Genomic DNA, 13,695 nt, shown 5'->3' with positions numbered 1-13,695 from the left:
GGGGTGAATGGGTCAGCCGATCACCTTCTGAGCCTCGGCGATGATCCAATCGCGCACCTTCGAGACGGTCGTTCCTTTCGACGCCTGTCCTTCGGCGAGGTAGTAGTTCCACGCGCTCTTGGTGCGGATCTGGAACGGCTCGACAAGCAGGCCGCGATCCACATAGGTCCGCGCCAGCGACTGGGTGGTCACGATGCAGCCGGCGCCGCTCGCCGCCATTTCCAGCGCGATATTGGTGGAATTGGTGGAAAGCCGCTTGTCGTTCGCCGAGGCGTCTATGCCGAGCGCATCGGCCATTTCCTGCCAGAACTCCTGCCGGCCGTGCACCGCGATCCAGTTCGATTTCAGAACGTCGGCCGGCGTCCTGATCGCATTCTGCCCGTGGACGAGCTGGGGCGCGCATAGAAGCACAAGCCGGTCGTTCCACAATTGCATGCCGCTTGCCGGCATGTTGTCGAAGCGCCGGATCGAAATGAGGATATCGGCGATCTGCTCGGTCGAATCCTCCCAGATCGTGCCGTGCAGAAGGATTTCAACGTCGGGATGTTTCCTGCTGAACCCGGCGACACACCTTGCCAGCCAGTTTTCGGCAAGGCTCGTCGGGCAGGAGATGACGACGGTTTTGTTGCGCGCCGACGCAAGTACCGCTTCCGTGGCGAAGTCGATCTGGTTCAGAGCCTGGCGCAGGGTGGGAAGAAAGGCCTCTCCCATCTCGGTCAGCTTGAGGCTGCGCGGATAGCGGATGAAGAGCTGACGCCCGAGATATTGCTCGAGCGCCCGCACATGATTGCTGATGGCGGCCTGCGTATAGCCCAGTTCGTTGGCCGCCTCGGTGAAGCTGAGATGCCGGGCGGAGCATTCGAAGGAGCGGATGTAGTTCAATGGCGGCGGCGGCTTCATCTGAAAGTTCCCCTTTTGCTCCATGCTAGTCAGGCCCGTCCGGGACTTGCAAGGTGCACGCGTGCCATGACATGGTTTTTTTTGGCCATTGCCGCCGAACTTATCATGTGAAGACCGGTGCATGATTGGCCATAGTTTCGGGGAGCGGAACAGAAAAAGCATAAGTATCCGGAGCAGGGCCTTCTATGGCGCAGCTGCGCGGATCAGGGGATGAAAGGCAGTTCTCGATGAGCGGCAGACGCGGCGGCGGAAGACGATCGCGGGCGATCCGGGGCGGCGACGGTATCTCGCAGCTGCCATGGCGGGAGGTCGTCAACACCTATTCCCCGATGCAGCTTCTCGACGAGGATCGTCTCGAGGCGCTTCATCGCAACTCGATGCGCATCCTCTCGGAAATCGGTATCCGCGTCATGAGCGAAAAGGCGATGGCGCTGTTCGAGAAGGCGGGCGCCATCGTCGACCGCGAGAACCTGATGATCCGCATCGACGAATCCATCGTCGAGGCGGCGCTCGCCACGACGCCGTCTTCCTTCACGCTGACCAGCCGCAATCCCGAAAAACGCCTGACGATCGGCGGCAATACGATCGCCTTCGGCCTCGTGGCAGGTCCTCCGAACGTGCACGACCGGATCAACGGCCGGCGGCAGGGAAATCTCGCCGATTACCAGAACTTCACCCGTCTCGCCCACCACTTCAACGCGATCCACATTCTCGGGAACCAGGTCTGCGCGCCGATGGAGCTGCCGGCCAATTCCCGGCACCTCGATACCTACAAGGCGAACATCACGCTCAGCGATCTCTCATTCCATTGCACCGCCATCGGGCGGGGGCGGGCCGTAGACGGCATCAACATGATGGCGATCGCGCGCGGCATCAGCGTCGAGGAGATGCGCCGATCCCCCGGCGTCATCACGATCATCTCGGTGAACTCGCCGCGGCTTTTCGACGATGCGATGGCGGACGGACTGATCGCCATGGCCGAGCACGGGCAGCCCGTGACCATCACGCCCTTCACGCTAATGGGCGCCATGACGCCGGTGACGCTTGCGGCAGCACTCTGCCAGCAGAATGCCGAGGCGCTGTTCGGCGTCACGCTTGCGCAACTGGTCAATCCGGGTACGCCGGTCATGTATGGCGCATTCACGTCCAATGTGGACATGCGTTCCGGCGCCCCCGCCTTCGGCACGCCGGAAAACGCCAAGGCCAACATCATCGCGGGTCAGCTCGCGCGGCGCTACAAGCTTCCCTATCGCACGTCGAACGCCAATGCCTCCAACGCCGTCGACCTTCAGGCGGCCTACGAGACGGAGATGGCCACCTGGGGTGCGGTGCTCGGGGGTGCCAACCTTATCTATCACGCTGCCGGATGGCTCGAAGGTGGCCTGACGGCCTCCTATGAGAAGCTGGTGCTGGACGTGGAGATCCTGCAGAACATGATGGGCTTCCTCGAGCCCATGCCATTCTCCGAGGACGATCTCGGTTTCGACGCCATCAAATCGGTACCGGCCGGAGGACACTTCTTCGGTTCCGAACATACGATGGCGCGATACGAAACTGCTTTCTACCAGCCGATGCTGTCCAACTGGCAGAATTACGGCAGCTGGCAGGAGGCCGGCGGGCACGACGCGCTGGAGCGCGCGACCGGCATCTGGCAGCAAGCCCTGAGCGAATACGAGGAACCGGTCCTCGACCCGGCGATCCGGGAAGAGCTCGATGCCTACATGATCCAGCGACGAGCGGAGATCGGGGCGGGCGAACCTTGAGGGGCAGATGAGGGATACGCAGGAAATCCGCTTCGCGGTTTTGATGTTTCCGAACTTTCCGCTGATGGCCTTCAGTTCGGTCATCGAGCCGCTGCGCGCAGCCAATACGCTCTCCGGCAAGCGCTGCTATTCCTGGATTACCGTGGCGGCCGGCGAGAAGATCACGGCATCGAACGGCATCAGTATCGAGCCGGACTTTCATGTGCGCAACGCACCGGAGGTCGACCGGATTGTCGTGTGTTCGGGCGGTGACGCAGAGCATCTCGTTGCGGACGAGGAGATGGCCTGGATCCGCAAGAATCTCCGATCCGGTGCGCAACTCGGTGCGGTAGCCGATGCTGCCTTCTTCCTGGCGCGCAAAGGGTTGCTCGACGGCCATTCCTGCACGCTCCACTGGACCAGCCAGCCGGCCTTCAAGGAAGCGTTCCCGCAGCTCGACATGCGCTCGGACCTCTATGTGATCGACCGCCGCCGCTTCACTTCCGTCGGCGGCATCGGCAGCCTCGACATGATGCTGGACATGATCGGACGGGACTATGGCGCCGAGCTCGCCGACGGCGTCGCCGGCTGGTTCATGCACAGCCCGCTGCGATCCGACGCCGATCGCCGGAAGCTGACCTTGCGTATCCGGAGCGGTATCGCAGACGACCTCGTCCTTTCCGCTGTGGCGATGATGGAGGATGCGATCGAGAACCTATTGCGGATCGGGGACCTGGCCGACCGGCTGAATGTCTCGTCCGATAAGCTCGAACGCGCCTTCAAGGCCGAACTTGGCGTGTCGCCCAACAGCTATTACCGCAATCTGAGGCTTGGTCACGCGGCAGACATGCTGACGCATTCCAGTCTCAAGGTGAATGAAGTCGCGGTCGCCTGCGGGTTCGGAAATGCCGCCAACTTCTCCCGCGCCTTCAAAGAGCAGTTCGGATATGTCCCGCACAGCGTTCGCCGCCGCGTTTCGCGAGCGGGCGAGGCGCCTCGCGCAGTCGCGGGGCTGAAATAATGAAACTCTGCGGATTCTGGCATAGATACCGCGGAATTTGCGCAAATGCGCGCTCCGACTCTTCTCCATCCTGCTGGAAAAGGAGAATGTCATGAGCATTGTTGTATTCGATCCCGACAGCGTGGATGACGTGGACTTCAAGGACCGGATGCGCCATCCGGAGGCAGCCGATCCGGCCGGCGGCATGTGGCTTTCGGACACGGAACCGTCCTTCATCGACGCCGACGCCCTGCGCAAGGGGAGGCTGAAGAAGCTTCGCGACTGGATGCGCGCCGCCGGCTACGGTGCGGTGGTCCTTTTCGATCCCTATAACCAGCGCTACGCGACGGGTTCCCGAAACATGTTCGGGTATTTCCTGCGCAACTCCACCCGCTATTTCTTCATCCCCACTGAAGGTCCGGTCGTCCTCTTCGAATATCCGCAGAGCTATCATGTCTCGATGGTCCTCGACACGATCGAAGAGGCCCGCCCTTCCAAGCTTGTCTGGTCCTCCGTCTCCGGTAAGGACGACGAAACCGCCGGGCCGTTCGCGGACGAGATTACCGATTTGCTCAAGCAGCATGGCGGCGGGTCGATGAAGCTCGGCATGGACCGCTGCAGCCATCTGCAGGCACTGGCGCTCGAAAAGCGCGGGTGCGAGGTAAAGGACTGTCAGGGCGAAATTCTCGCCGTCAGGGCCGTCAAGACTCCCGAAGAGATCAAGTGCCTTCAGGTATCCATGGCCGGCGCCGAAGCTGCCGTGGCCGCCGTACGCGAAGCGATCAAGCCGGGCGTTTCCGAAAACGAGCTCTTCGCGATCATGTATCATGAAGTGATCCGGCAGGGCGGCGAGTTCATCGAGACCCGGCTGCTGAGTTCCGGCCAGCGAACCAATCCCTGGTTCAACGAGGCAAGCGGCCGCAAGATCAGACCCGGCGAACTCGTGGCCCTCGATACCGATACGATCGGCTGCTACGGCTACTATTCCGATTTCTCGCGAACCTTCCGCTGCGGTCCCGGCAAGCCGACCCCTTACCAGAAGTCGCTCTATCGAATGGCCTACGAACAGGTTCAGCACAATATCGACATCGTCAAGCCGGGCATGGCTTTCCGCGAGATCGCCGAAAAGGCCTGGAAGATACCGGACCGCTTCGTCGATCAGCGTTACACGTCCGTGATGCACGGCGTCGGCATGCACGGCGAGACGCCTTTCATCGCCCATGCGATGGACTACGAGACCTACGGTCGCGACGGATGTCTCGTGCCCGGAATGGTCGTCTCGGTCGAAAGCTACATCGGCGAAAAGGGCGGCCGCGAGGGCGTGAAACTCGAAGACGAGATCCTCATCACGGAGAACGGCACGGAACTCCTGTCGCGCTTTCCCTATGAGGACGAATTCCTGAGCGGGGAGACTTGATGAAGAAACCGTTGCGGATCGACCGCGCAAAAGCTGCCGCTCTCTTTATCGATCTCCAGGAGGAGCATCGCCACGACGAGCGCTATCTCGTAGACGGTTACGAGACGGTGCTCGGCAATGCCGCGCGCCTTCAGGAGGCGGCCCGCCGCAGCGGCATCCCCGCCTTTCATTGCGCCTATATCGTCGATCTCGCCGAGAATCGTCGCCCGTTCCATCCCATCGGACCGGATGGACGTTCCGCCTTCAGCGACAAGGACGATCCGCTCACGGCGATCTGCCCGGAGGTCGCTCCGCTTCCGTCGGAGCGGCTGCTTGTCAAAAACGAAGCGAGCGCCTTCGGCAAGAGCCCCTTGATCGGCGAATTGCGGGACGCTGGCGTGGAATGGCTGGTGATCGCCGGCGTCTGGACCGAGGCTTGTGTCGATGCAACGGTCAAGGACGCGATCAACCTTGGCCTGCATGTCCTGCTCGTCAAGGACGCCTGCGGCAGCGGCGGCCTTGCGATGCACCAGACCGGCATTCTCAACCTGGCGAACCGCCTCTATGGCGGCGCGGTCGTCGATACCGAAGCCGCTTGCGCCCTTCTGAAAGGAAATACGGTCGAAGCATGGCGGGTCGAGGGATCGGTGCCCCTGCGTTACACTTTCGGGAATGCCGCTAAACTTTACGGCGAACTCTGACGAGCGTTTGACCGGGGCGCGCATCAGCGCGGAAGGCCGGGTGTCCCGCCTGCCTCCCGCTCTGATCTATTGGAACCGGTCACGCACGGTTTCAGGTCGAATCCGACCGAGACATCGTGACCCAGTTTAGGAAAGGCAGGCCGCAACGAATGGAGATCATACGGTTCATCATCGACAATCTGGACATCATAGGTACGCGGACGATCGAGCACATTTCGATCGTCTTCCTGGCGGTCGGGATTGCGATCGCGACGGCCGTGCCGATCGGGATTGCGATCACGCAGTCGAAGAGCACGGCTGATACCGTTCTCTATCTCGCGTCGATGATGATCACCGTTCCCTCGATTGCGCTGTTCGGCCTGATGATCCCGCTGCTCTCGCCGATCGGCCACGGCATCGGCTATGTCCCGGCGGTCGTAGCCGTCATTCTCTATTCCCAGCTTCCCATCATCCGCAACACCTACACCGCGATCACCAATGTCGATCCGTCTCTTCGAGAGGCCGCGAAAGGCATGGGGATGAGTACCTGGCAACGTCTGCGCCAGGTCGAAATCCCGCTTGCCATTCCCGTCATCATGGCCGGGGTCAGGACTGCCGTCGTCATGAACATCGGCGTGACGGCGATCGCGGCTTATATCGGCGCGGGCGGCCTCGGCACGTTCATCTCGCGCGGCATCAGCCAGTCCGATCCCCGACAGCTGGTGACCGGGGCGCTGGCGGTCTCGCTGCTTGCGATCGCAGCCGACCTTTTCCTCGCGCTCGTACAGCGCCTTCTCACGTCACGCGGTATCCAGGGGGAGGTCACGCCATGATCCGGCTCGAAAATCTGACGAAACACTACGGCCCGGCGCATGATCCCCTCATTGCCGTGGACAATGTAAGTCTTGACTTACCCACCGGAGAGATCTGCGTGCTGCTCGGCCCTTCGGGGTGCGGCAAGACGACGACGATGAAGATGATCAACCGGCTGATCCAGCCCACCAGCGGCAAGGTCTTCATCAACGGCAAGGACACGAGCACCATCGATCCGATCAAGCTGCGGCGGAGCATCGGCTATGTGATCCAGCAGATCGGCCTTTTCCCGAACAAGACGATCGAGGAAAATATCTGTGTCGTGCCAGACCTCCTCGGCTGGGATCGCCGCAAGTCGCGCGACCGTGCCAAAGAACTCCTCGAGCTTGTCGGTCTCCAGCCCGACCTTTTCCTCACGCGCTATCCGAAGGAACTTTCAGGCGGCCAGCAGCAGCGTGTCGGCGTCCTGCGCGCGCTGGCGGCCGATCCGCCGGTGATGCTGATGGACGAACCGTTCGGGGCGATCGATCCGATCAACCGCGAAGCCATCCAGGAAGAATTTCTGAAGATGCAGCGGGAGATCCGCAAGACGATCATCTTCGTCTCGCACGATCTCGACGAAGCGGTGAAGATGGCGGACAAGATCGCGATCTTCCGCAGCGGCAGGCTCGAACAATATGCCGCGCCCGACGAGTTGCTCGCCCGTCCCGCCAATAGCTTCATCGAAGACTTCCTGGGTTCCGACCGGGCACTCAAGCGGCTGAGGCTCGTCTCGGTGCGCGACGCCATGGAGACGGGTTTCATCACGGTCCGGAGCTCGGACTCGGTCGAACATGCGCTCGAGCGAATGCGATCGTCGCGCAGCGCTGCAGTCTTCGTTCTGGACGCCGACGGCGCACCGCAATCTCTCTTGAGCGAGCAGGTGGCGGAGCTGCGCTCCGGTACGGTGGGCGATCATGCGGAACCGGTAAAGTCCGCCGTCCCGACCACCGGCGATCTGAGGCAGGCCGTGTCGATGATGTTCGCACACGACATGGCACTGCTGCCCTGCGTCGACGAGGGCGGACGGATGGCGGGCGTGATGAGCTACCGTTCCATCGTGCACAATCTCGGCCATGGAGGGAAGGCATGAGCGCTCTCGCCGGCCAGGCCGCACCGCAGCATCGCCGCCGGATCGAGACCGCACCGATGATCGTGCTCGTCGTGCTGGCCGGAGCCGTCGTCTGGCTGTGGTGGAGCGGCATGGCGGAGGAAATCCTCGCCTATTCCGACGACATTTCCTATCTCGCCTTGCAGCATCTGGAGCTGGTCGCCTGGGCGGGAGGGCTCGCCATCCTTGTGGCGGTACCGGTCGGCATCGTCCTTTCACGGCCTGCCTTCCGCCTCGTTTCGGAAGCCGTGATGCAGATCTTCAATATCGGCAGCACCGTGCCGACGCTCGCGATCCTGGCGCTTTCGATGACGCTGCTCGGGATCGGCACGGTGCCCGCGGTGTTCGGCCTCTGGGCGGCCACCCTCCTGCCGATCGTGCGCAACACCTATGCCGGCCTGCGCGCCGTGCCGCCGCACCTCGTGGAGGCCGCAACCGGGATGGGCATGACGCCGCGGCAGGTTCTGTGGCGCGTCGAACTTCCAAACGCCCTCTTCGTGATCTTCGGCGGCATCCGCACGGCGCTCGCGATCTGCGTCGGCTCGGCGCCCCTGGTCTTTCTGATCGGCGCGGGCGGGCTTGGCGAACTGATCTTCACCGGGATCTCGCTGGACGAACTCCCGATGATGATGGCCGGGGCCATTCCCACGGCAATGCTCGCGGTCCTGGTCGATTTCATCGTCGGCCAGATTCAGTACTACCTCGTTCCACGGGGCATCAATCCGCTACGATAACAAAATGAGAGAGAGGAACTGAAATGAACTTCGCACCGAAACTTGCCAAGACCCTTCTGTCGGCGGCCGCCATTGCGCTCGTCACGACGACTGCCTGGGCCGCCAGCCTTACCGTCGGCGGCAAAAACTTTACCGAGCAGCTGATCATCGCAGAGATCACCAAGCAGCTCCTTCAGAGCAAGGGCCACACGGTCGACAAGAAAGACGGCATGGGCACGAAGATCGTTCGCGCCGCACTGGAGAACGGCGAGGTCGATCTCTACTGGGAATATACGGGGACGTCGCTCATCACCTTCAACAAGGTGACGGAACGGCTTTCGCCGGAGGAGACCTACAACCGCGTCAAGGAACTCGACGGTGAGAAAGGCCTCGTCTGGCTGGCGCCGTCCGCAGCGAACAACACCTACGCCTATGTCATCAAGCCGGGCAACGCCAAGACGGACGGCATGGAGACGATCTCCGACCTCGCCAAGGCGTATAACGACGGCAAGGATGTCCTCATGGGCACGACGGCCGAATTTCCGAAGCGTCCGGACGGCCTGATCGGTTTGGAGAAGGTCTACGGTTTCGAAACCGGTCGGGCCAATATCAGGCCGATGGATCTTGGTCTCGCCTATAACGCTCTCGCCAATGGCGATCTCGACACGATCGCCGCGCAGGCGACCGACGGCCAGATCGCGGCGCTTGGATTGAAGACGCTGAAGGACGACAAGGGCTTCTTCCCCAACTATGCGCTGACCCCCGTCGTGCGCAAGGAAGTGCTCGACGCGAATCCGGATCTCAAGGAAACGCTCGAAGCGGTCTCGAAGAAGCTCGATGACGCCACGATGCAGCGTTTGAACAGCCAGGTCGATGTGGAGAAGAAGACCATCGAAACGGTCGCCGCCGACTATCTGAAGTCGGTCGGCATGTAAAAACGCGCCGCATCTATCGACGAACGTCTCGTCCCGCCTGCAGGTTTTCTGCCGGCGGGCGGGAAGGGTGCGTGCCGGAGAACCGGGCGCAGATATACCGGACCGGCCGTGCCGGCCGTCTTTTCGAGGAACTCCGAGAATGGTCAAGATATCAAACGTCCGCGTCCGCCCGCTGGTACTGCCGCTCAAGCAGCCCTACCACTGGTCCTACGGCATCCGTGAATCCTTCGCGGTCAACCTCATCGAGATCGAGGCAGATGACGGCACGGTAGGGGTCGGCGAGTGCACGGTCGCGCCGGACCAGACCGGTACGGCGGCTATCCTATATCGCCTCGCCAAGCACCTCGTCGGCCATTCGCCCCATGATGTGGCGCCGCTCATCGCGCGCATCTTCCACCAGGAATATCTCGGACACGGCGCCAATATCATGCGGGCGGCCAATCAGATATTTTCCGGAATCGACATGGCCATGTGGGATCTGCAGGGCAAACTCGCCGGTCTGCCGGTCCACCAGATGCTCGGGGGGGCTCACCGGAAGGCGGTCGGCTACTTCTATTTCCTGCAGGGCGAGACCGCCGAGGAGCTTGCGCGCGATGCCGCGGTGGGTCATGCCCAGGGCGAGCGGGTCTTCTATCTCAAGGTCGGTCGCGGCGAGAAGCTCGACCTGGAGATCACCGCGGCGGTTCGCCGCGAGATCGGCGACGCGCGCCTGCGCCTCGATGCGAACGAAGGCTGGAGCGTCCATGACGCGATCAACATGTGCCGAAAGCTCGAAAAATTCGACATCGAGTTCATCGAGCAGCCAACGGTGAGCTGGAGCATTCCGGCCATGGCGCATGTCCGCGAGAAAGTCGGTATCCCGATCGTTGCGGATCAGGCCGCCTTTACGCTCTACGACGTCTATGAGATATGCCGCCAGCGTGCCGCGGACATGATCTGCATCGGCCCGCGTGAAATCGGCGGCATACAGCCGATGATGAAGGCGGCAGCCGTGGCGGAGGCCGCCGGACTGAAGATCTGCATCCATTCTTCCTTTACCACCGGCATCACCACCTGCGCGGAACACCACATAGGGCTTGCCATTCCCAATCTCGACGACGGTAACCAGATCATGTGGCAGCTCGTCCGGAAGGATATCGTCTCCTCGCCCGATCTGGCTCCCAAAAACGGCTGGCTGGACGCCTTCACGAAGCCGGGACTCGGTTTCCAGCTCGCCGAAGACCTGGTCGCCGAAGGCGAAAGACGCTACGCGGCAAGTCGATGACACCGGTCGAAACCTCCCGTGAAGAGATCGAGGCGGTTTGCCTCAAGGCGCTGGCGGTCCATGGTGCGGCAGCCGAAAACGCACGCGCCGTGGCGAGCGCGATCGCCACGGCGGAGGCCGACGGCAATCGCGTCTGCGGCCTTTACTACCTGCCGATCTTCTGCAGGCACCTGGCGATCGGAAAGATCGCTGGAGAAGCCGTTCCCGAGGTGACGACGCGCGGTGTGACGGTCACGGTCGACGCGAGATCCGGCTTCGCACATCCCGCCATTGCCGCCGGTACGCCGGTCCTGATCGACCTCGCACGCCAAGCGGGCCTCGCGGCAATGGCGGTGCGCAACTCCTATAATTGCCTCGCCCTCGGTTATCACGTCCGGCCCCTTGCCGACGCCGGCCTCCTCGGCATCTGCGTTTCGAATGCGCCTGCCTCCGTTGCGCCGCCCGGGGCGACGCGGGCGCTTTTCGGCACGAACCCGCTTGCCTTCGGCGTGCCTTCGAAAGAAGGGGCTCCGGCAATCGTCGTCGACCAGAGCATGAGTGCCGTCACCAAGACCGAGATGATCCTGCGCCGCGATCGCGGCGAGGCAATCCCGATCGGCTGGGCGCAGGACGGGAACGGCCAGCCGACGACCGACGCGGCCATCGGGCTGGAAGGCTCGCTGCTGCCCGCCGGCGGCCGCAAGGGCGCCAATATCGCCCTTCTCGTGGAAATCCTTGCTGCCGCCCTGACCGGGTCGGCCCTCAGCACGGAGGCGAGCGCCTTCGGAAGCGACGAGGGTGGGCCGCCGCATGTCGGCCAATTCCTGATCGCCATCGCCCCTGGTCACTTCGCCGCCGATCGCTTCTGCGAAGCGATGGATAATCTGGTCGCCTCCCATGGCGCCGCCGGCGTAAGGCTTCCCGGCCACTCCGGACGAAAGCATCCCGTTTTCGTCGATGCCGATCTCTGGAAGAAGGCGGTTTCGCTTTCGGAATCGAAGGACGGTCGGAATCCTTGTTAGCGGTGAAAAGCGGTTATCGATGGGCGGTCGTGTCTATCTTGCGAAATCGCATTCCCTGCCATATATTTTGCACAGGAAATATGTTCTTGGATATGGCGCAAGATGGCTCAGTCTCAAAAGACCCAAAGCGATGGCGGACCGTTGATACTGTCCTACATGGACAAGGGCGGAAAGATCGCGGTTCAGCAGGTCGCGGACGGCTTCGGCATGTCGAAAACGCAACTTGCGGAAACGGCCGGGCTTGCGCGTGAAACGCTCTACCGGCTGGAGCGCAGCCGGGCGACGAAGACGCAGAACCGCCTCCGCGAAATGCTCGAGATCATCAGCCGTGTCACCGACTGGGCGGGCGGCAAGGAGCAGGCAATGGCGTGGTATCGCGCCCAGCCCCTCCCGGCATTCGGCGGACGAACGGCCGAAGCTCTGGTGAAGGACGGCAAGGCGGCGGCCGTGCGCGATTATCTCGACCACATGGCCCTCGGGGGCTTTGCTTGAGGTTCACTGGAACCTGCTATCGCGCGCATGACCCACGCTGGGCTTTCAAACCTGCATCCGGCGATGGCGCGGCAATAAAGGGCGCGCGCTTCAACCCGAAGGGCGTGAAGACGCTTTACCTTGCACTCAGCATCATGACAGCGGTCAAGGAGGCCAATCAGGGCTTCGCCCATCGTATCGATCCTTGCGTGCTTTGCTCCTACGACATCGATTGCGCCGACATCGCTGATCTGACGACCGAGAGGGGGAGGGCGGAACACGGGGTATCGCTGGTGGAGATGGCCTGCAGCTGGGCGGGCGCGCTTGCCGAGGGGAGGCGTCCGGCCTCCTGGGCCATTTACGACCGTCTTCATCCGCGCGGGACCGCCGGCATCCTGGTTCCGAGTTTCGCACCGGGGACCGAAGCGGAAGACCGGAATCTCATACTTTGGACGTGGGGACCGGATCTGCCGCATCGCGTCGACGTGTACGATCCAAGTGGCCGGCTGCCTAAAGATCAGCTCTCCTGGGGCTGACTGCGTTTCCGTGGTGAAGTGCTTTCCGAGAATTCCGTCCGCGTCGCATTGCGCCGGAATTGCGCCGGGGACTTTCCGGTCCATTTCCGGAATGCGCGGTGAAAGGCGCTCGGCTCGGAAAAGCCGAGCTCGACGGCAAGCTGGGCCACATTCGTCCGGCCGTCGGCGAGAGCTTCCATCGCAAGCGCCCGGCGCAGGTCCTCCTTGATCGATCGATAGGTCTGGCCCTCCTGCTTCAATCTCCGTCGAAGGGTCGGCGCTGCAATCCGCATGCGCGCGGCAAGCGCCTCGAAATCCGGCCAGGCGGACGGAGCCGTGGCATGGAGCCGCTCGCGTATTGCCGCGGACAATCCTGCGTCGTGGCGATAGCGCACGAGAATATTTGCAGGCGCATGCCGGAGGAAGTGCTTCAGTGCGCGCTCGTCACGAATGGGCGGCAGTTTCAGGTACTCGGCATCGAAAACGAGCCGCGTCCGGGGCTGATCGAAGTGGACGGGCGCGCCGAAGAAGAGCCGATAATCGGTTCCGGCGGGGGGCGCACTGCAGCGGAAGTCGACCCAGCGGATCGGAAGCCGGCGTCCGATCAGCCAGCAATTGACGCCATGCAGGATGATCCAGAAGGTACGATAGGCGAAGGCGGAGCGCGTCGCGCCGGCGTCCTTCAGGACGATCTGTGCCAGCCCGTTTTCGACGACCAGCTCGCCATGCGGTTCCTCGAGGACCACCCTGAGGAAGCGCAGCGCTCGCCGCAGCGCATGTTCGAGCGTCACGGTCGAAAGAATGGCGTGGCACAGCAATGCGAAGCTCCCGGCGCGCATCGGCCGGGCGCCCTCGCCGAAAAACTCGTCATCCATGGCCTGTGCCACCGCATGCCAGAAGGCGCCGTATTGTTCGGCCGAAACCGGACCGGTGACGACGGATGGCAGGCCGGCTTGTGCAAGGAGGGGTTCGGCATCCACTCCATGGCGCCGCAGGCATTCGAGCGTGTCGTCCATGAAACATGGGGCGATCATCCGGCGTTCCATGAGCGACGGTCCCTTCTCGTCGAACATTGCAAAAGCGATCACGCAATCTGAGTCATTCGGTCATTGCAT

The 13,695-nt window shown here is 62.5% G+C and carries 14 protein-coding genes; 12 read left to right on the top strand and 2 right to left on the bottom strand.

The window, feature by feature from the left end:
• Positions 1 to 12 precede the first annotated feature (12 nt).
• Complete coding sequence (locus AC5J09_RS02640) at positions 13 to 900, bottom strand: LysR substrate-binding domain-containing protein (RefSeq protein WP_324764662.1); 888 nt, start codon at positions 898 to 900, stop codon at positions 13 to 15.
• Between the two features lie 227 nt (positions 901 to 1,127).
• On the opposite strand from AC5J09_RS02640, the gene AC5J09_RS02635 reads away from it, so the two are divergent.
• From AC5J09_RS02635 to AC5J09_RS02580, 12 genes are all read left to right on the top strand, one after another.
• The gene (locus AC5J09_RS02635; protein WP_338279679.1) at positions 1,128 to 2,663 is read left to right on the top strand and encodes a trimethylamine methyltransferase family protein; all 1,536 of its coding nucleotides are present in this window, start codon (positions 1,128 to 1,130) and stop codon (positions 2,661 to 2,663) included.
• Between the two features lie 7 nt (positions 2,664 to 2,670).
• A complete protein-coding gene (locus AC5J09_RS02630; protein ID WP_494296805.1) occupies positions 2,671 to 3,663 on the top strand; it encodes a GlxA family transcriptional regulator in 993 nt (330 codons plus the stop codon).
• Between the two features lie 91 nt (positions 3,664 to 3,754).
• Positions 3,755 to 5,059, top strand: coding sequence for a M24 family metallopeptidase (locus AC5J09_RS02625; RefSeq protein ID WP_494296804.1), 1,305 nt, complete (start codon positions 3,755 to 3,757; stop codon positions 5,057 to 5,059).
• Positions 5,059 to 5,739, top strand: coding sequence for an isochorismatase family protein (locus tag AC5J09_RS02620; protein WP_494296803.1), 681 nt, complete (start codon positions 5,059 to 5,061; stop codon positions 5,737 to 5,739). The genes AC5J09_RS02625 and AC5J09_RS02620 overlap by 1 nt, the downstream gene beginning before the upstream one ends.
• Before the next feature lie 149 nt (positions 5,740 to 5,888).
• Entirely contained in the window at positions 5,889 to 6,551 is a 663-nt protein-coding gene (locus AC5J09_RS02615) for an ABC transporter permease (protein ID WP_018096326.1), read from the top strand.
• Complete coding sequence (locus AC5J09_RS02610) at positions 6,548 to 7,663, top strand: ABC transporter ATP-binding protein (protein WP_494296802.1); 1,116 nt, start codon at positions 6,548 to 6,550, stop codon at positions 7,661 to 7,663. The genes AC5J09_RS02615 and AC5J09_RS02610 overlap by 4 nt, the downstream gene beginning before the upstream one ends.
• Entirely contained in the window at positions 7,660 to 8,415 is a 756-nt protein-coding gene (locus tag AC5J09_RS02605; RefSeq protein WP_494296801.1) for an ABC transporter permease, read from the top strand. The genes AC5J09_RS02610 and AC5J09_RS02605 overlap by 4 nt, the downstream gene beginning before the upstream one ends.
• A 23-nt stretch (positions 8,416 to 8,438) precedes the next feature.
• Entirely contained in the window at positions 8,439 to 9,329 is an 891-nt protein-coding gene (locus AC5J09_RS02600; protein WP_494296800.1) for a glycine betaine ABC transporter substrate-binding protein, read from the top strand.
• A gap of 139 nt (positions 9,330 to 9,468) precedes the next feature.
• Positions 9,469 to 10,593 (top strand): mandelate racemase/muconate lactonizing enzyme family protein, encoded by a 1,125-nt coding sequence (locus tag AC5J09_RS02595; RefSeq protein WP_494296799.1) that lies wholly within the window; start codon positions 9,469 to 9,471, stop codon positions 10,591 to 10,593.
• On the top strand, positions 10,590 to 11,594 hold the full coding sequence (locus tag AC5J09_RS02590; RefSeq protein WP_494296798.1) for an Ldh family oxidoreductase: 1,005 nt from the start codon (positions 10,590 to 10,592) through the stop codon (positions 11,592 to 11,594). Before AC5J09_RS02595 ends, AC5J09_RS02590 begins: the two co-directional genes overlap by 4 nt.
• A gap of 102 nt (positions 11,595 to 11,696) precedes the next feature.
• Positions 11,697 to 12,086, top strand: a complete 390-nt coding sequence (locus tag AC5J09_RS02585; protein WP_102763209.1) for an antitoxin Xre/MbcA/ParS toxin-binding domain-containing protein — start codon at positions 11,697 to 11,699, stop codon at positions 12,084 to 12,086.
• Positions 12,083 to 12,601, top strand: coding sequence for an RES family NAD+ phosphorylase (locus AC5J09_RS02580; RefSeq protein ID WP_494296797.1), 519 nt, complete (start codon positions 12,083 to 12,085; stop codon positions 12,599 to 12,601). The genes AC5J09_RS02585 and AC5J09_RS02580 overlap by 4 nt, the downstream gene beginning before the upstream one ends.
• Here AC5J09_RS02580 and AC5J09_RS02575 read toward each other — a convergent pair.
• On the bottom strand, positions 12,583 to 13,626 hold the full coding sequence (locus AC5J09_RS02575) for an AraC family transcriptional regulator (protein ID WP_494297052.1): 1,044 nt from the start codon (positions 13,624 to 13,626) through the stop codon (positions 12,583 to 12,585). The genes AC5J09_RS02580 and AC5J09_RS02575 overlap by 19 nt on opposite strands.
• Positions 13,627 to 13,695 lie beyond the last annotated feature (69 nt).

This window comes from Sinorhizobium sp., assembly GCF_059070375.1.
The sequence above is the reverse complement of the archived record's forward strand: the minus strand, read 5'-3'. Positions and strand labels throughout refer to the sequence as shown.